The 16,664-nt window shown below is 70.1% G+C and carries 21 protein-coding genes; 13 read left to right on the top strand and 8 right to left on the bottom strand.

Annotation, left to right across the window (positions count from 1 at the left end; translation table 11 throughout):
* Positions 1-111 precede the first annotated feature (111 nt).
* Complete coding sequence (locus tag ACH4SP_RS03165; RefSeq protein ID WP_398408622.1) at positions 112-570, bottom strand: phospholipase A2; 459 nt, start codon at positions 568-570, stop codon at positions 112-114.
* 154 nt (positions 571-724) lie between these two features.
* On the bottom strand, positions 725-1,249 hold the full coding sequence (locus tag ACH4SP_RS03170) for a MepB family protein (protein WP_398408624.1): 525 nt from the start codon (positions 1,247-1,249) through the stop codon (positions 725-727).
* A gap of 275 nt (positions 1,250-1,524) precedes the next feature.
* Between ACH4SP_RS03170 and ACH4SP_RS03175 the strand changes: the two genes are divergently transcribed.
* The 3 genes from ACH4SP_RS03175 (at position 1,525) to ACH4SP_RS03185 (ending at position 3,129) form a co-directional block, all read left to right on the top strand.
* Positions 1,525-1,671, top strand: a complete 147-nt coding sequence (locus ACH4SP_RS03175; RefSeq protein WP_398408626.1) for a hypothetical protein — start codon at positions 1,525-1,527, stop codon at positions 1,669-1,671.
* 200 nt (positions 1,672-1,871) lie between these two features.
* Positions 1,872-2,552 carry a TetR/AcrR family transcriptional regulator gene (locus tag ACH4SP_RS03180; protein WP_398408627.1) on the top strand — a complete coding sequence of 227 codons (681 nt, stop codon included), beginning with the start codon at positions 1,872-1,874 and terminating at the stop codon, positions 2,550-2,552.
* Between the two features lie 10 nt (positions 2,553-2,562).
* A complete protein-coding gene (locus ACH4SP_RS03185; RefSeq protein ID WP_398408629.1) occupies positions 2,563-3,129 on the top strand; it encodes a cupin domain-containing protein in 567 nt (188 codons plus the stop codon).
* A 108-nt stretch (positions 3,130-3,237) separates the two neighbouring features.
* Here the strand turns inward: ACH4SP_RS03185 and ACH4SP_RS03190 are convergent, their stop codons facing one another.
* Positions 3,238-3,987: a dienelactone hydrolase family protein gene (locus tag ACH4SP_RS03190; protein WP_398409513.1), complete on the bottom strand. Its 750-nt coding sequence runs from the start codon at positions 3,985-3,987 to the stop codon at positions 3,238-3,240.
* Between the two features lie 590 nt (positions 3,988-4,577).
* Positions 4,578-5,471, bottom strand: coding sequence for an alpha/beta fold hydrolase (locus ACH4SP_RS03195; RefSeq protein ID WP_398409515.1), 894 nt, complete (start codon positions 5,469-5,471; stop codon positions 4,578-4,580).
* A 226-nt stretch (positions 5,472-5,697) separates the two neighbouring features.
* On the opposite strand from ACH4SP_RS03195, the gene ACH4SP_RS03200 reads away from it, so the two are divergent.
* From ACH4SP_RS03200 to ACH4SP_RS03215, 4 genes are all read left to right on the top strand, one after another.
* On the top strand, positions 5,698-6,570 hold the full coding sequence (locus ACH4SP_RS03200) for a helix-turn-helix domain-containing protein (protein WP_398408631.1): 873 nt from the start codon (positions 5,698-5,700) through the stop codon (positions 6,568-6,570).
* 121 nt (positions 6,571-6,691) lie between these two features.
* Positions 6,692-7,504 carry an alpha/beta fold hydrolase gene (locus tag ACH4SP_RS03205; protein WP_398408633.1) on the top strand — a complete coding sequence of 271 codons (813 nt, stop codon included), beginning with the start codon at positions 6,692-6,694 and terminating at the stop codon, positions 7,502-7,504.
* Between the two features lie 113 nt (positions 7,505-7,617).
* Positions 7,618-8,541: a S41 family peptidase gene (locus ACH4SP_RS03210; protein WP_398408635.1), complete on the top strand. Its 924-nt coding sequence runs from the start codon at positions 7,618-7,620 to the stop codon at positions 8,539-8,541.
* A gap of 101 nt (positions 8,542-8,642) precedes the next feature.
* Positions 8,643-9,413, top strand: coding sequence for a 1,4-alpha-glucan branching protein (locus tag ACH4SP_RS03215; protein WP_398408637.1), 771 nt, complete (start codon positions 8,643-8,645; stop codon positions 9,411-9,413).
* A 177-nt stretch (positions 9,414-9,590) separates the two neighbouring features.
* Here the strand turns inward: ACH4SP_RS03215 and ACH4SP_RS03220 are convergent, their stop codons facing one another.
* A complete protein-coding gene (locus ACH4SP_RS03220; RefSeq protein WP_398408639.1) occupies positions 9,591-10,178 on the bottom strand; it encodes a TetR family transcriptional regulator in 588 nt (195 codons plus the stop codon).
* A 107-nt stretch (positions 10,179-10,285) separates the two neighbouring features.
* Here ACH4SP_RS03220 and ACH4SP_RS03225 point away from each other — a divergent pair, with 107 nt between their 5' ends.
* On the top strand, positions 10,286-10,516 hold the full coding sequence (locus tag ACH4SP_RS03225; RefSeq protein WP_398408640.1) for a hypothetical protein: 231 nt from the start codon (positions 10,286-10,288) through the stop codon (positions 10,514-10,516).
* Between the two features lie 155 nt (positions 10,517-10,671).
* Positions 10,672-11,631 carry a prolyl aminopeptidase gene (pip, locus tag ACH4SP_RS03230; protein ID WP_398408642.1) on the top strand — a complete coding sequence of 320 codons (960 nt, stop codon included), beginning with the start codon at positions 10,672-10,674 and terminating at the stop codon, positions 11,629-11,631.
* Between the two features lie 143 nt (positions 11,632-11,774).
* Here pip and ACH4SP_RS03235 read toward each other — a convergent pair whose 3' ends face one another.
* Positions 11,775-12,287: a DUF402 domain-containing protein gene (locus tag ACH4SP_RS03235; protein ID WP_398408644.1), complete on the bottom strand. Its 513-nt coding sequence runs from the start codon at positions 12,285-12,287 to the stop codon at positions 11,775-11,777.
* Between the two features lie 184 nt (positions 12,288-12,471).
* Here ACH4SP_RS03235 and ACH4SP_RS03240 point away from each other — a divergent pair, with 184 nt between their 5' ends.
* The 3 genes from ACH4SP_RS03240 to ACH4SP_RS03250 all read left to right on the top strand — a co-directional run bounded on the left by ACH4SP_RS03240 (position 12,472) and on the right by ACH4SP_RS03250 (position 14,449).
* A complete protein-coding gene (locus ACH4SP_RS03240; RefSeq protein WP_398408646.1) occupies positions 12,472-13,107 on the top strand; it encodes an HAD family hydrolase in 636 nt (211 codons plus the stop codon).
* Positions 13,108-13,214: 107 nt separating this feature from the next.
* Positions 13,215-13,856 carry a histidine phosphatase family protein gene (locus ACH4SP_RS03245; protein ID WP_398408648.1) on the top strand — a complete coding sequence of 214 codons (642 nt, stop codon included), beginning with the start codon at positions 13,215-13,217 and terminating at the stop codon, positions 13,854-13,856.
* A gap of 128 nt (positions 13,857-13,984) precedes the next feature.
* Positions 13,985-14,449: a nitroreductase family deazaflavin-dependent oxidoreductase gene (locus ACH4SP_RS03250; protein ID WP_398408650.1), complete on the top strand. Its 465-nt coding sequence runs from the start codon at positions 13,985-13,987 to the stop codon at positions 14,447-14,449.
* A gap of 84 nt (positions 14,450-14,533) precedes the next feature.
* On the opposite strand, the gene ACH4SP_RS03255 is transcribed toward ACH4SP_RS03250, so the two are convergent.
* Positions 14,534-15,088: a hypothetical protein gene (locus ACH4SP_RS03255; RefSeq protein ID WP_398408652.1), complete on the bottom strand. Its 555-nt coding sequence runs from the start codon at positions 15,086-15,088 to the stop codon at positions 14,534-14,536.
* A gap of 211 nt (positions 15,089-15,299) precedes the next feature.
* A complete protein-coding gene (locus ACH4SP_RS03260; RefSeq protein ID WP_398408654.1) occupies positions 15,300-15,770 on the bottom strand; it encodes a phospholipase in 471 nt (156 codons plus the stop codon).
* A 461-nt stretch (positions 15,771-16,231) separates the two neighbouring features.
* Here ACH4SP_RS03260 and ACH4SP_RS03265 point away from each other — a divergent pair, with 461 nt between their 5' ends.
* Positions 16,232-16,597 (top strand): hypothetical protein, encoded by a 366-nt coding sequence (locus tag ACH4SP_RS03265; protein WP_398408656.1) that lies wholly within the window; start codon positions 16,232-16,234, stop codon positions 16,595-16,597.
* Positions 16,598-16,664 lie beyond the last annotated feature (67 nt).

Below are 16,664 nucleotides of genomic sequence, written 5' to 3' on the forward strand. Positions count from 1 at the left end.
GGTGCCCGCTCCGGAACTCCGGGCGGGCACCGCGGGATTCAGGCGGGCACTACGGGGTGGGTTCCCGCTCGCAGGCGCGGGCGACCGGGCCGGTCAGGGCGACCGGGCCGGTCACCAGTGGTCCCCGCCGTACTCCCTGACGCCCTTGTAGATGATCTCGGCGCTGACGAGGCAGCCGGGATTGAGGAGGCCCGGGTAGTGGTCGTTGCAGATGTTCCGCATCTCGTGCCAGAAGCGCTCGTCGATCCACGCCCTGCGGGCCTCGGAGACGTCGAGCTTGAGGCCGCCCCTGGGCCCGTAGTTTCCGTAGCCGAAGTCGTGCTGCTCACAGGCGTACTGGAACATCTGCTTCGCGGGTGGCCCGACCGGTCCGCTGCACCCGTCGTTGCTCCAGTCGAAGGGCGGGACCTCGGGGTGGTTCACGAAGTCCTGGTAACCCAGGTTCATGATGCGGTCGGCAGCCTCAAGGTCGTTCGGGGGTGCTGCCGCCGCCGTGCCCGCGGTGCCCGACCAGAGGAGTGCCATCGCCACCGTTCCCACGAGTGCCGTACAGAAGGAGGGTCTTTTCATGGGGGTTCCTCTTCGGGTTCCGGGGTGGGGAGACCGCCGCGGCGCTTCGCCGCGGGGCAGTGGCGATCCTTCCCACGGCCGGTCGCGCGCCGGTCACTCCGCGGTCACTCCGGGAGGAGTTCGGCCGTGGCACAGCGGGCACCTGGCAGCGGGCCTATGGGTGGTAGAGGGCGTGGGCGCGCGTAGGGTCGGCGGGACCGTTCTGGCCGAGGTGGAAGAAGTGGTTCACCTGCCATGCCTGGGTGCTGCGGGCCTGTCGGCTGGTCGTGGTCACCCAGGGCTGATAGACGCGGAATCCGCGCTTCCCGCCGGAGCCGTCGCGGGAGACGATGCCGCGCTCGCACAACACCTCGCGCGGGAACACGAACTGACCGAAGCCGTCGTCGTCGCGGCTGCTGATGACGAAGAGGTCCACTCCGTCGGCGGCGTCGAAGGGCCGGATCGGCCCCTCGGCGGACCGCTGCCAGACGGTGACGAACTGTCCCACCTTCGTCGGGGTGGTCTTGGCCACGCGAAACCGGACCGAGCGGTCGTCGAGCGTGAACCCGCAGGCCGCGTACTCGGCGCTCTCCGGTTCGGGCACCGGCACCGAGCAGGCGAAACCGCTCGGGTCGTACACCAGGGCCTTCGCTGCCAGCAGATCCTCGTGAAGCCCAGTCCAGGGCTGATTTGTCACCATGTCGTCATCCTGCCATCGCGCCCCTAGGCACTACCGGGCCGCTCGTGCCACCGGCCCTACCGGCCCTACCGGCCCCATCTGCCCGTCGTGCGTGGCGAGGGACGGTGCCGGACGCGGGGCGGGGGCCGTGGGTGCGGGTGCGTAATTGCGTTGTACGCAGGTCGGAGGGCTTCTTAGCCTGATTCGGTTCCGCCCACCACCACGCCGCATCGGCCTCCGGCCTCTTCAACACCACCACCCAGCTCGGCACCACCCTGGGCGCCGCCCTGGTCACCGTGGTCCTCTTCACCCGCGTCAGCGCCGGTACCCGCGGCCCGGCCGTCAGCGCCGCCTTCGCCGACAGCATCTGGTACGTCGTCGGCACGCTCCTCACGATGTGGGTGCTGATGCACCTGCTTCCCCGGGTGACCCGCTCCGGCTGACGCACGAGGAGGGGCGGCGGTAATCCGATCCGTCGCCCCTCAGGATCTTTGCACTGCTCAGTGCAGTCTCTGCACTCAACGGTTGAGTTACTGCACCGCTCGGGTTAGATTCCTTCCCGGCGATGCTCGTCGGTGCCAACTGCCCGTTGACTGTGGGTAGTTGGGGTCCGTCCGGTGGATGCATGAGTGGAGGTCCGCGCATGACCGTTCAGGTACCAGCACGCCAGGGCGGCCGGCCCGACAAGCGCCGTGCCATTTCGGAGGCGGCGCGGCGGGTGTTCGGGCGGGAGGGTTACGTCCGCGCGAGCGTCGACGCGATCGCGGTGGAGGCGAACGTCGCCAAGCGCACCATCTACAACCACTTCACCGACAAGGAAGAGCTGTTCCTCTCGGTCGCGGTGGAGGGCGCAGACGCGGTCACCGCGGCCGTACGCGTGCTGATGGAGCGGCACTTGTGGAAGATCGTGGATCTGGAGGAGGACCTGACCGCCTTCTGCCTGGACCGCGCGAACGCGATCACCGAATTCCCCGACCACTTCGCGCTCGTCCGTACCATCCACGCGGAGGTGACCAGACTGCCAGCCGGGGTGCTGAAAGAGTGGATGGACCACGGCCCGCCCTCGGCGCACCAGCGGCTCGCACCGTACCTCCGGAGGATCGCCGACCGAGGGCTGCTGGAGTTCGACGACGCGGAGAAGGCGGCGAACCGGCTCAACACGCTCACCATGAACGACGTGCTGATCCGTTCCTTCTACGGGGCCGTGCCACTCCCCGGATCCGCGGTCGAAGAGATCGTCAACGACGGAGTGGACACCTTCCTGCGCCTCTACGCACCCGCTCCATCCGTACCTGCTCCATCCGCGCCCGACAATCGGACCTGAGGAGTACCCAATGTCCTTCCTGTCTCCCGACTACCCCGAGATCATCTACAACGGCGACGAGGGCGAGATCAGCGCCTCCTTCCGCAAGGCCGACTCGCCACCCGACTACGACGCGGGCGGCGGGACCACGTTCCACTACCTCTCCACCAAGCTCAGTACGGACGGGCTCTTCGGCCTCTACAAGAACCGCATGGGCCCGCAGCCGGGCGGGACCAGCACGCACTTCCACAAGACGATGTCCGAGTCCTTCTACGTCCTGTCGGGCGAGATCCATGTCTTCGACGGGGAGCGCTGGTTCGACGCCTCGGTGGGCGACTACCTCTACATCCCGCCGGGCGGTGTGCACTCGTTCGGGAACATCTCCGGCGAACCGGCGGAGTTCCTGATGCTGTTCGCGCCGGGTGCCGCGCGCGAGGGCTACTTCGAAGGGCTCGGCCTGGTGGCGGGCATGAGTGACGAGGAGCGGGCCGAGTTCTTCGTACGCCACGACAGCTTCTTCCCCGACATGACCAAGGGCCCGGCCTCGGAGTCGTGGGAGACGCGGGCGGCGGTGCGCAGGTCCTTCAAGACCCGGTGAGCGTACGGCCGGGAACGCCGAACTCGGCTGATCCGGTGGGCAGTTCGCGGTTCCGGACGGGCAAGGGGTGCGGTGGGCACCCCTTGCCCGGTCGCCGGGCCCGGAACCTCAGCCGTTGGCCAGGGCGCGGCCGAGCAGCGGGAGCAGACGGTCCCAGTGGCGCTGCAGCCCGGACGGGCTGAAGGCGGAGGTGTCGGACATGGTGAAGCCGTGGATCGTGTCGGGGTAGACCTCGGTGGTGTAGCCGACACCTGCGGTGTCCAGGGACCGGTTGAACTCGCTGAGGTCCTCGGGCGTCATGTCGCCCTCGGCGAGGCCGAGATGGACTTCGGCGGTGAGCTTGGAGACGTGGAGGTGCGGGCTGTCGGGCGCGTCGGTGACCAGGAGGCCGGGGTGGAATCCGGCTACGGCGGCGACCTGGTCGGGATGGGCCAGTGCGGTGTGCATCGCCAGGCCGGCGCCCATGCAGTAGCCGATCGTGGCGACCGGTCCGGCGCTGACCTCGGGCTGGGAGGTGAGGAACCCGACGAAGGCTTCGGCGTCGCGCAGGATCAGGTCGGTGGTGTGCGCCTCGACCAGGGGCATCAACCGGGCGAAGAGTTCGGGCCTGGCCTCTTCGCCGATGAATGCGGGAAGTTCGACGACGGGTGCCGGGCCGTGCCGGTAGTAGAAGTTGGGGACGAGTACGTAGTACCCGTGCCCGGCCAGTTCGCGGGCCTTGTCCTCCAGCTCGGGCCGCACGCCGATGGCGTCCGGGTACAGCAGTACTCCCGGGTGCCGCTCGGTGCCTTCGGGGAAGGCGGCGAAGGCGTCGGCCCGGCCGTCGGCGGTGGGAATCTGCAGAGTCTTGGTGAGAATGGCGGATCTTCCTTCCTCGGGCTGATGTCGACGCACAGCCGCTCTCGGGGCGGGGCCAACCGGAGATCAGCCCGCGGTGAGTCCGTGATGAACCCGCGATGGGCCCACGACGATCCACGCTCAACGGGCAGACCGATGGCCCACATCATGATCAACCTAACGACCGCCCGCCGGTTCCTCAACCCCCGGGCTCCTCGGGGCAGCAGGAGCCCAACTGCGCTCCACCGCCCTCGAATTGACCAGAGGCGGACCAGAGGCGTCCCAGAGGCGGACCAGAGGTGGAACGGAGCCGTGTCCCCACCCGGCTTCCTGGCGCGGCCGGTGGCCCCGCGCGGGGGCGTGCGGAGGGCGAGTATTTGGTGGGAGAAGGCCGCGGCGAAGGCGAGGGCCGCGGCGGTCTCGGGGGTGAGCGCGCCGTTGAACGGCTGCCGTTGGGCGACTTCGGGGCGAGTCCGTCCAGCAGGATGCCCCTCTCGTCGCCGTGGCAGCTGAGAAGAGGGTGCTCGGCCCTGCGGAGTGTGCCGTTCAGCACGTCGGCCAGATGGCGGGGCGACCCGAGGCCGGTCGGTTGCCCGGTTCGCTTGGCCTTCTCAGTCGCCTTGGTCCGTCTGCGCCGCCTGGTGCGTCCGCGTCGTGTGCGTTGCGGGGAAGGCCCGGGCGAAGGCGAGGAGGAGCTCTGCGGTCCGTGGCGGATCCTCCAGGATGGGCGAGTGCCCGGCGCCCGGCAGATACGTGACCTTCGCGTCCGGTACGGCGCGGTAGTCGGCGGCGGACGAGGGGCGCCACCTGCGGTCCTGGTCGCCGAAGACGACCTGGAGCGGCTTGCCGAGGGGCTTCAGCCGGTCAGGGAGCGTCCGTTGGGCCAGATAGGCGGTGGAGGCCCGCATCGTCGCGGCGAACGAGTGGAAGCTCATGCCGCGCATGTCGTCCACGAGTTCCTGGGGAATCCGGTACCCCTCCCGGAACCCGGTGCTCGCGAAGTGGCGGATTTGTGCGTCGGTCGGCGGCCACTGTTCGGGGCCGATGGAGGTGGTCTCCGGTCCGGTGAAGGCCTCCAGGGCGGGACCGGTGTTGATGAGTACGAGCGCGGTCACCAGGTCGGGGCGCTGTTCGGCGAGCGCGGTGGCGGTGTAGCCGCCGCTGGAGTGGCCGACGACCACCGCCTGTTCGATGCCGAGCCGGTCCAGTGCGGCGCCGACGGTGCGGCCCTGGTCGGGGACCTCGTAGCCGGGGCCGACCGGCTGTGCCGAACGGCCGTGCCCGAGCAGATCGATCCGTACGACCCGGTGGGACCCGGTCAGCAGCGGAACCAGCGGGTCCCACGAGCGGGTCGTGGCGGCGGACCCGTGGATGAGCAGGAGCGCCGGTGCGTGGCGGGGGCCGTCCTGGCAGAGGTGGATGTCGCCGTACTCCAGGGGAAGGACCGAGTGCTCGGTGGCTGCGCCGCCGCCGTTCGCGAGGGGGCGTCCGTGGGGAGGGCCCACGGGGCCGGGAGTGTTCGCGGAATCGGAAGTGTCCACGAGATCAGGGGAGTTCACGGGCTCTGGAACGTTCGCGGGAGGAGTCATGGGCCCATCGTCGCGGCTGTCGCGCGCCCCTGGATTGGAAAAATGTTCGCCTTTTCCTGGCGACCCTTCCCGGCCGCCGCCCTTCCCGGCCGCCCTTCTCGGTCGCCTTTCCCGGTCCGCATGGCCCGCCTAGCATGGGGGCATGCGGTCCACCGCGAGTGAACGTGACCGTCCCGCGCGTGCACACGACGGTCCGGCGGGCTGGGACGTCGTACGTCCGTTGCGGCCCAGCCGGACGACCGGTGTCGACATGGCCGGGTTCCACGTTCCCGGCGCGCCCCCGGGAGGCCTGCGGCCGGTCCCGCACCCCGCTGTGATGCTGCTCCTGGAGTTCGGAGCGAGCCGGCTCGTCGTGGCGGACGGCACCGGGCGACAGCACCGGGGAAGCCTCGTCGCCGGGCCCGGATTCGGTGCGGGGGGCGCGGTCTGCACGTGGGGGGAAGACATCGAGTGCGTACAGGTGCGCCTGTCGCCGTTGTCCGCCCGTGCGGTCCTGGGCGTCGACCCGGCCGAACTGGCCGGCGGCCCGGTGGCCCTCGACGACCTGTGGGGTCGGGACGCGTCCCGCATTCGCGAGCAACTGGGCGAATCCTCCTCGTGGCAGGAGCGCTTCGCGCTGACGGACGCGCTGCTCGCCCGCCTGAGTGCGGGGCGGCCGCCGGTGGAGCCCGAGGTGGCTCGGGCCTGGAACCGAATCGTCGTCGGCCACGGCCGCGTCCGGGTCGACCGGCTGGCGGCCGAACTCGGCTGGAGCCGTAAGCGCCTGTGGTCGCGGTTCCACACGCAGCTCGGCATGCCGCCCAAGCGCGCCGCGACGCTGGTCCGCTTCGACCGTGCCGTGCACCGCCTGGTCGCGGGGGAGTCCGCTGCCCGAGTCGCAGCGGACACCGGCTACTTCGACCAGCCCCACCTGCATCAGGACGTCATGGCGTTCACCGGGCTGACCCCGAAGGACGTGGCCGACGAGCCGTTCCTGACGGTCGACGATGTCGCGTGGCCGACGAATCGTTCCTGACGCTCGTTCCTGACGCTCCAGGGGAGAGACGCTGCCCTGGTCATCATTCTGTAGTGACCACTATGGAATCTGATACGGTTACATCTGTAACGCCCACTACACAACTGCTGGGGGGACACCCATGTCTGACATCACCGCACCCGCGCTCGTATCCGCACCCGCGACCGCCCTCGCCCGTACCGTCCACGGAGCGGGACCGGGACTTCTGCTCGCCCACGGCGCAGGCGGAAGCATCGCGGCCAACTACGGACCGATCCTCGGCAGGCTCAGCGCCGGCCACCGCGTGGTCGGCGTCGACTTCCCCGGCTCCGGGGACACCCCGCGTTCGACCACCTCCCTCGACCTGGACGAACTGGCCGACCAACTCGTGGCCGCCGCGAGCGCCGAGGGCCTCGAAACCTTCGCGGTCGTCGGCTACTCCCTGGGCACCGCCGTCGCGATCCGTGCCGCCACCCGCCACCCCGAGCGCATCACGGCCCTGGTGCTGACCGCCCCCTTCGCCCGGCCCAACTCGCGGCTGCGTCTCAACGCCGAGCACTGGCGGGACCTCTACGCCTCCGGCGCCCACGCACCGTTGGCGCAGTTCCTCGTCCCTCTGGCGCTCGGGGCCTCGGCACTGGAAGCCGTCCCCGGCGACGACCTCGACGCCCTGCTGGAGGGGACCGCCCGGACCCTCCCGTCGGGTTCGGCCGAACACACCGACCTCGTCACGCGCGTCGACGTACGCGACGACCTCTCCCGCATCACCGTGCCGACCCTGGTCATCTCCACGACCGAGGACCTCCTGGTCACACCCGATCTGCACCGCGAAGTGGCCGACGCACTCCCCGGTGCCGAACTCGTGGAGATCCCGACCGGCCACCTCCCGTTCGCCGAACGCCCCGACGAGTGGCTCCGGCACATCACCACGTTCCTGGACCGGGCCGCACGCTGATCAGGTCCGCCGGTCCGCCAGTCCACGGGCCCGCAGGTCCGTGCGGGGCCGCGGCTGTCCGGGCCCGTAAATCCCGGTGGGCGCCGCACAGTTCGTGATCTAGCATCGCCACCGTGCTGACCAACGAACACATAATCGACCAGGCCCTGAACCGCATCGTGGCGGGGTACGTCTTTCCCGAGAAGGCCGCGGAACTCGACACCGTGATCAGGGGCCGTCTCGCGGCGGGCGCCTACGAAGGCCTCGACGGGGCGGCGCTCTGTACGGCCGTGACCGCGGACTTCCAGGAAGTCGTACCGGACAAGCACCTGCGGCTGCTCTGGACGGACGTGCCGCAGACGCCCGTCCGGGCGGGCGACGCCGACGACGCCGACGACGCCGACGAGAACGCCGCCCGGGCCGCGTTCTCCGCCCGGCTCCGGGAGGAGAACCAGGGAATCCGTCGGGTGGAGCAGCTCGAAGGGAATGTCGGACTCATCGACATCCGGCTCATCCCGTCCGCCGACGAGGGCGCGGCCGCGATCGGGGCGGCCATGCAACTCGTCGCCCACACCTCCGCACTCGTCCTGGACCTGCGCGCCTGTCCGGGCGGCATGCCGGAGGGCGCGGCGATGTGGAACAGCTACTTCTTCCCCGACGACCAGGTGCACCTGCACGACATCGAAGACACCCCTTCCGGCACCAGCCGCCAGTTCTGGACCGTCGCACACCTGCCCGCACCCCGCTACCTGGACCGCCCGGTCTACATCCTCACCAGCGCGGACACCTTCTCCGGGGGCGAGGACGTGGCGTACACCCTCCAGGCGCACGGCCGGGCCGTCCTCGTCGGCGAGACGACCCGCGGCGGCGCCCATCCGACCACCCGGTACGCAGTCACCGAGCACGTGCTCGTGACCGTCCCGACCGCCCGGACCATCAGCACCGTCACCGGAACCAACTGGGAGGGTGTCGGAGTGCTCCCCGACCTCCCCGTACCTGCGGACCAGGCGCTCGCCACCGCGCTCAAGGCCGCGGGGGACCGTCTCGCCGCCGCGTGAGGCCGGGCGGCCGTACCTCGGCCCCCGCCGCAGCCCGTCAGCCACCACCGGCTGCCACCACAAGTGCCACCGCAAGCGCCACCGCAAGGAGTTCACGCCGCATGGCCAGCATCCACCGCACCACCATGACGCCCACGAAGCTGGAGCTTCTCACCGCCTGGCTGCCCACCCGCCCCTGGTACCTCGGCACGTCGGGCACACCGGAACTGACCAAGGCGGGCGGCTTCCGGCTCGACGACCCGGAGGGTGAGGTGGGCATCGAGTTCATGGTGGTCACGGACGGCTCGGGCGACCACCCGGTCTCGTACCACGTACCGCTGAGCTACCGCGCGGCCCCGCTCGAAGGAGCCGACCAGGGATTCGTCGGCACGTCGGAGCACGGGGTGCTGGGGCGGCGATGGCTGTACGACGGAACCCACGACCCGGTGCTCGTCGGCCAGTTGCTCGCCCTCCTTCAGCACCGCGCCGAACCCCAGGCACAGAGCCAGAGCGACACCCCGGACCCCTCCGTCACCGTGTCCTCCACCGGGGTCGGCCCGTCGGGCGGGCTGGTGTCGGCGACCGTGAACGACGGGGAGCACGGCACGGCCGTCACCGTACGTACTGAGGCGACGGCGGCCGGGCAGTCCGGCGAGGCGGCCGGGCCGCTGATCCTGGCCGTGACGCGCGTGCTGAGCCCGGCCCCGGAGGGCGAGGGGCCGGATTCGGGCGCGGGCGCGGGCTCGGACTCGGGTGCCCGTGCGGTCGAAGCAGGAGGGGCCGGGGGAGCCCTGGGTCACGTCACCGGCAACTGGCGTTCACCGGACGGCTCCGAGAACCGCGCCGCGTTCGCCACCCTCTACACCACGGCCGGTCAGCACACGGCGCACTGACACCCGTCCCCACCCCGCTGGGCCGGGCGGTTCCCGGAGTCGCCGCACGAGGGAGCAGCCCACGCCCAGCGGCCTGCCGTTCCCCGCGTACAGCGCCGTCAACTCCCCCTGTGCGCGGGCCAGTCGGCGGAGAAACCTCCCACGGCGTGGCGCGCGCGGGGTCGGAGGGGCGCTGCGTCAGCTGCCGTCCTGGCCCGCCAGTCTCCGTACGAGTCCGATCAGGGCGTCGCGTTCCGTCTGCGGTGCCTGTTCGCCGCCGAAGATCATCCGGACGGCCTGGGGCACGCTGAACCACCAGGCCCCCAGCGCCAGTACGGCGTAGAACAGGGCCTTCGGGTCGAGCGACGGATCCAGGGTGCCGTCCCGCTGCGCCTGGGCGAGGGCCTCGACCCTGGCGCCGTACGTCGCGGTGCGTCCGGGTTCCTGGAGGGCGGCGCCGGTGTCGCGCAGCCCCTCCCAGTGCAGGAGCCGGATGAACTGGGGGCGGGCGCGGTGGTAGTCGTACAGCCGGCCCGCGTAGTCGCCGAGGTCGGCGGCCTGTTCGACGGTGACAGGGATGGTGCTGGCGATGCGGTCGAGCTCGGCCTCCAGGACGTACCCGAAGAGCTTCTCCTTGTTGCCGAAGTACTGGTAGATCCGCTCCTTGTTGACGCCCGCGCGCTTTCCGACGCGGTCGATGCGGGCGCCGTCGAAGCCGTGCTCGGCGAATTCGTCCACGGCGGCGTCGAGCAGTGCCTGCCGGGTGCGTGCGGTGTCCCAGGCCATGGAGCAGAGCATACCCAACCGGTTGTTTGGATTCAGCCCCGGCCGCGTGCTAACTTCCCCTCACCAATCTCCAAACAGGTGGTTGGAAATCGCCGGAAGGAATCGTCGTGCAGTCCGCACCCCCGCCCCGTCACCACATGGCCCTGATGATCTGGCTGTCGGTCTTCCCGACCCTCACGGTCCTGGAACTGCTCTTCCACTCCTGGCTGGAGAAGCTGCCGATGGTCGTGCAGACCCTGCTGCTCAGCGCCGCGGTGGTCCTCACGGTCGTGTACGTGCTGATGCCCCGGCTGCAGGCGATCCGCGGCCGGATCATGGCCCGGGGCGCCACCGGCTGAGGCGATCGCCCACCGGGAGGGCGGCCTGCTCGACGCGTGCGGGTACGGGGAGGCGGGGAGGGGGAGTTGCGGGTACGGGGCGGAGCCCGACCGCCGATCGATCACTCGCACAATTGAGAGGACCGGCCGCGATCACTTTCGTAGGATCGCTCCTCATGGTTGATCTCTATCCTCCGACCCACCCCTACGACCACGGCCTTCTCGACACCGGAGACGGCAACCGCATCTACTACGAACAGCTCGGCAACCCCGAGGGCAAGCCCGCCGTGAGCGTCCACGGAGGCCCGGGTGCGGGCGCGCCGCAGCGGCCGACGAGGGCCTGGGACCCCGAGAGCTACCGCCTCGTACGCTTCGACCAGCGCAACTGCGGCCGCAGCACCCCGCACGCGGCCGACCCGGCGGCGGACATGAGCCTGAACACCACCCAGCACCTGATCGCCGACATGGAGCAGCTGCGCGAGCACCTCGGCATCGAGCGATGGCTGGTGAGCGGCTCCTCCTGGGGTTCGACGCTCGCCCTCGCCTACGCGCAGGAGCACCCCGAGCGGGTTACCGAGATGGTCATCCAGGCCGTGACCACGACCCGCCCCAGCGAGACCGACTGGCTCTACCGGGGGGCCGGGCAGTTCCACCCCGAGGCGTGGGACCGGTTCCGCGACGCCGTCCCGGAGGGGGAGCGGGACGGCGACCTGCTGGCCGCCTACGCGCGGCTGATGGAGAACCCGGACCGTACGGTCCGGGCGAAGGCCGCTGCCGACTGGCTGGCCTGGGAGGACGCGGTCGTCTCGGGCGAGCCCAATGGCGTGCCCGGCATGTACAGCGACCGTGAGGTGGACGCGCAGATCGCGTTCGTACGGATCTGCGCCCACATCTTCGGCAACGGCGCGTTCCTGGAGGAGGACCAACTCCTGCGCAACGCCCATAAGTTGGCGGGGATCCCGGCGGTGCTGGTGCACGGCCGGCACGACATGGGCAGCCCCGTGCAGACGGCGTGGGAACTGGCCAAGGCGTGGCCGGACGCGCGGCTCCACATCATCGAGGACTCGGGCCACGCCGGAAGCGACGCGGCGAACCTGGCCTCCCGGACGGCCATCGAGGAGTTCAAGAAGCGCTGACCCAGGGGTACGAGAACCGCTGCCCCGGGGGACAAGAACCGCTGCCCCCGGGGTACGGGACTGCCCGGCAGGGGTGTAGTCGGTGGTGAACTCGACCGTCGCGCCCCGGCGGCACACGCACCCACAGCGAGAAGGGCACCCGCTCAGCCGACCTGCTCCAGCCAACTGCGGTAGCGGTTTCCGAAGGGCTCCGTACCGTCGCGCAGCGCGCCGGAGAGCCACTCTGCGGTGCTCTCCGCGTGTCTGATGACGTCTTGCGGATAGCGGTACCGCTCCTGGTGGCTGATGAACTCGTCCTCGTCGTCCACGAAGACGGATCCGTCCTGCCGTATCCGGCAGACATCCAGATCCAGGTCCACCGTGGTCACTTCTCCCGCGCCCAGCCATTCGGGGGGAGTGGTGACATCGCAGTAGACGTCCAGGCGGGCCGGAGCTGACTGGAACAGGGCCGTCCACCAGGCACTGCGAGGAAAGAGCATGACCCGTCGCTCTTCGGTCGCGTAGACCTCGCCCTCTCCGCCCTTGCTGTAGACCGTCCCGATCGGCGCACCGAGCCAGACCCCGTGCTCGTCCTCGCCCAACCGCACCATCGAGTGGTGCCAGTGCAGGCTGCCGTCGAACTTGTGGACCACGACCCGGACTTCGGCTTCTCCCATGGCTGGAGGCTACGGCCAAGCGGCCGCAGTCCGGCCGCAGTCCGGCCGCAGTCCGGCCGCAGTCCGGCCGCAGTCCGGCCGCAGTCCGGCCGCAGTCTGGCCGCAGTCCGGCCGCAGCCCCGGCCGCGCGGGCCTCTCGTGACCTTCTCGGGCTGCGGTTTCTCCTTCCTGGGAGCATGCCGGTATGAAGATCTCTGCTGTGCTCTTTGATGTGGACGGTGTCTTGCTGGATTCAGCCGGCGCTCACCGGAGGGTCTGGAACTCCTGGTCGTTGGAGCGGGGGCTGGACCCTGAGAGGGTGTGGCAGCTCACCTTCGGACGGCGCCCTGAGGACACCGTCAAGGATGCGGCTGCCCATCTGGGCCCGGGAGTTGAGCGGAAGGTGCTCGACGAGCTGTTGGCCCGGGAGAAGGACGGCGTTCGGCCGGTCGACGGGGCTGCCGACCTGCTGGCGGCGTTGGCCGGCCGCCCGTGGGCGATCGTGACCTCTGGGGACCGGGCCTTCGTCGAAGCCCGCTTCGCGGCGGAGGGGCTCCCCCTCCCGGCCGTGCGGGTCTACGGCAGTGATGTGGAACATGCGAAGCCCGCGCCCGACTGCTTCGCCCTGGCCGCGTCCCGACTTGGCGTCTCCACCTCGGCGTGTCTCGTCGTGGAGGACGCGCCCGCTGGCGTACGGGCTGCCGTGGCGGCTGGTTGCACGGTTGTCGGCTTGACGACCACTCACTCGGAGGAATCGCTCCGGCAAGCGGACAAGTGCGTCGCGTCCCTGGCGGAGGTGCGAAGTCTGCTGATCACGCAGGGACTTGTGGCCAGTCCCTGAGACGGGGCAGGTCCATGGATCCCCGTCTCTCTGCCTCGCGAGCATCCGGACCCGGGCCGGAGAACCCGCTTGATGATCCTGAGCAACCCACCGGAAGGCACGCACTCATGCGCACTCTTCACATCGTCACCCATCCCGAAGCGACGCACCACGTCGAGGGAGTCGTCGGCGGATGGCACGACTCGCACCTGACGCCCGCCGGCGTCCGCGCGGCGATCGCCATCGCCCGGGAGCTGCGGGCCCGGATCCCGTACGACGCCGAGGTGGAGCTGTTCACCTCGGATCTGCAGCGCACCCTGCGCACAGCGGATGAGGTGGCCGAACTGTTCGGCGTGCGGCCGACCCCGGATCCCAGGCTGCGGGAGAAGTCCTACGGTGAGGCGGGGGGAAGGCCGCAGGAGTGGCTGGACCGGCGTTTCGTCCCGCCGCCGGCGGTCGGCGAGCGAATGGACCACGACGAAGGCGTGGCGGGCTCGGAGACCAAGGCCGAGTGGGCGCGGCGCATTTACGCGGCCACGGACGAGATCCTGCAGAGCCCCTGCGAGCATCAGATCGTCGTGACGCACGGCGGCTCCCTGACGTTCGTCGTGGCGTCCTGGATCAAGATGCCGATCGAGTCGGCCGGTTACGCCAGTTTCCGGGCCCCCTCCGGCAGCATCACCACGCTGCGCGAGGACGACTTCTTCCACAACCGCCAGGTCGTCAGCCTCGGTGACACCCGCCATCTCGGCCCCGCCCGGACCGGCTGACCTCACGGGCCGTCATGGTCTGGTTCTCCCGAAGTGCTCCCGAAGACCAGGAACGGCGGTCTCGTCCGCGTGCGAGGTCTGTGCTGTACTGCGCACCATCATCCGTACGCGACGTTGGGGTGAAGGCGATGCCGCTTGAGGGCGAGTACGACCCGAGTCCGGCGCAGTGGATCCGCGAGCAGGTCGAGCTGTACGAGCGCTCGGGCGGTACCCAGGGGAACACGCTCTGGGACACCGGCCTGCCCATCGTCGTCCTCACTATGCGCGGCGCGAAGAGCGGCCGGCTGCGCAAGATTCCGGTGATGCGGGTGGAGCATCAGGGGCAGTACGCGGCCGTGGCGTCGAAGGCCGGGTTCCCGCTCCATCCCGACTGGTACTTCAACCTCAGGTCCGAGCTGTACGTGGAGCTCCAGGACGGTTCCGTACCTCAGGCGATGACGGCCCGTGAGCTCGCCGGGGACGAGAGGGCCGAGTGGTGGGAGCGCGCGGTGGCGGCGTATCCGCCGTACGCGGAGTACCAGGAGAAGACCGACCGGGTGATCCCCGTCTTCGTGCTGCAGCCCGTGCACGAGGCGGGGCCGGCGGGTGCCTGAACGCCGTCAACGGGGGGGAGCTGACCCCGGGCAGTGGAGGACAGTCGGTGCGCCTGCCCGTTGCCGCTACGTGTCACTGTCGACTCATGGCGTCCTCAGCCCGCGGCTCGCGGCTCGGTTCTTCGCGATGTTCCGTGTCTTCTTCGTGTTGCTCGACCCGGCGAGCAGGGCGAGTACCGCCGGAGACGTCGAGACCTCGGCGAGGCGGCGCTGCATCCAGTCCGTGACCTCCGCCAACTCGACCGGTGTCGGCGCGTGACCGTCCTCGATGGACAGATGGAACAGCCAGTCGTGGATGCGGCGGCGGATGAACTCGCGGTACCCCTCCGTCTTGAGCCGGTCGACCTCCGGCAGTATCTCGGCCGACCACTGCCGGAACTCCGCCGGGCCGGTCACCTTCATCGCGATCTCGTCCACGAGGGCGACCACCGCCGTCTTGGACCCCATCTCGTGGGGATCGCGCAGGATCGTGGCCACGACCGCGCGGTCCCGGTCGCGGCTGCGCGAGGAAGCGGTCACCGAGACGACGCGTCGGTACGCGGCCCCTCGCACGTGCTCGTCCGCGACGGCATCGTCGACGTCCACGTCGAGGATGCCGGCCCCCGCCAGCAACTCGGCCACATCGGAGTGCAATGTCATCGCTTCATCCCTCCTCGCAGGGTCGGTTCTCGGCGGCGAAGTGCCGCCGTCAACAGGCTCAAGCGGTGGCGCGGGTTCGCAGTTCTGATGTCAGTACGTCTCCGGAACCTCGCCCCTTCCGGTGTCCGCGCAGCCCGGTCGTACGGGCTGCGCGGACGTCTCCGGAGGCTAGTTCATCCTGCCGTTGTCCCAGCGGCGGTAGCGGCCCGGGTCAGCCGACCAGGGATCTCTCGGCAGCGCGCACGCCGAGGATCTTGACGGCTTGGTAGTAGGTCCAGGCTGTGGAGTCGCACGAGGTCTTCTTCGCTCCCGAGTACGAGGAGCAGACCCGCTTGAGGTCCGCGTGGAAGGCGTCGTCGAGCCGCGCCTTGTTGGCGCTGAACGTGCCGGCCGCCTTGTAGTTGCGGTAGCCGAAGTCGTGCCGGGCGCACGAGGTCTGGAACGGGAAGCCGAACGGGTTGTCGGGCGAGTTGGAGCAGTAGTCGGTCGACCAGTCGAAGCCGTACGCCGACCAGTTGCCCTGGTTGGCGCGGGCCGAGACCCAGGACTGGTAGCTGGACGCGCTGGTCTGCGTCCAACTGCTCAGTACCTGGGGCTTGTCGGCCGGGGCGGCGGACGCCGGAGTGGCGAACGCGAGCACTGCGGCGGCAGTGGCGAGCCCGGCGGCAAGAAGACGACGCATGGAGGTTCTCCAGTCTGTGGGCACCGGATCTTTATCGGTGCGGCGGCCCACAGACTGCGAGGAACTGTCAACCGTGAAGAGCGGTTACCCGAAAGCATCACTGCCCCTGAGGAGAACCTCCACGAAACGGGGCCGCCGCACCCCCGGGGTTCACCCCGCCGTAAGCCGCGACGGGCTCCTGGGCAGGTGGGAGCCGACGGCTGCCCTCGCCTCCCCGGTGGTCGGCGGCCCACAGTCTCCCCGGACGGCGACAGGTCGACGACGGCCCGCCACGAGCGCCATCGGACCAGGTCGCTTGAGGCGAGGGCCGCACCGCCGGAGACGGAACACCGTCGGCGGAGCCGAATAGGCTGACAGAAGGGCCGCACAGCGCAGAGCAGCAGCGGCCTGGTCGTCATCCGAGAGGCAGGCCACTTGTCACAGACGCTCAGCAGGCCGCGCTCTCGCCGCCGGGCCGAGGCATGACGCGCGACGACCTCGCCGGGATGCTCGGTGAACAGACCACGGCATGTGGCCCTGCCCGCGACGCCCTGATGGCCGGGGGAGACTTCGTCGTCTGGGACGGCCCGGTTCCTGCCGGCCAACTCGCCCGGACCTACCGGATGCGGCTCCGTCGCACCCAGAGGCGCGGCCAGCCGACACTGGCCCTCGCCGCGACCGTCGACCGCCTCCTGGAGGCAGAAGAAGAGCTCCTTCGCATCGGCCAGATCGTCGCGGCGGATTCGTCATGGACGTTCATGCTCTTCCTCAACGCGGCCGCCACCGAAGTACTGGCCTGCACCGGCGTTGCCAGAATCGGGACGTGTCCCTGGACGTGGTGTGCCTGACAAGGCCCTCAACCATGGTTCGACATCGCTCAGTTCCGGTGTCCCAGCGCCGCCGTAGCCGCTGTTG

The sequence above is a fragment of the Streptomyces sp. NPDC021093 genome, from assembly GCF_044333135.1.
Classification (GTDB): domain Bacteria; phylum Actinomycetota; class Actinomycetes; order Streptomycetales; family Streptomycetaceae; genus Streptomyces.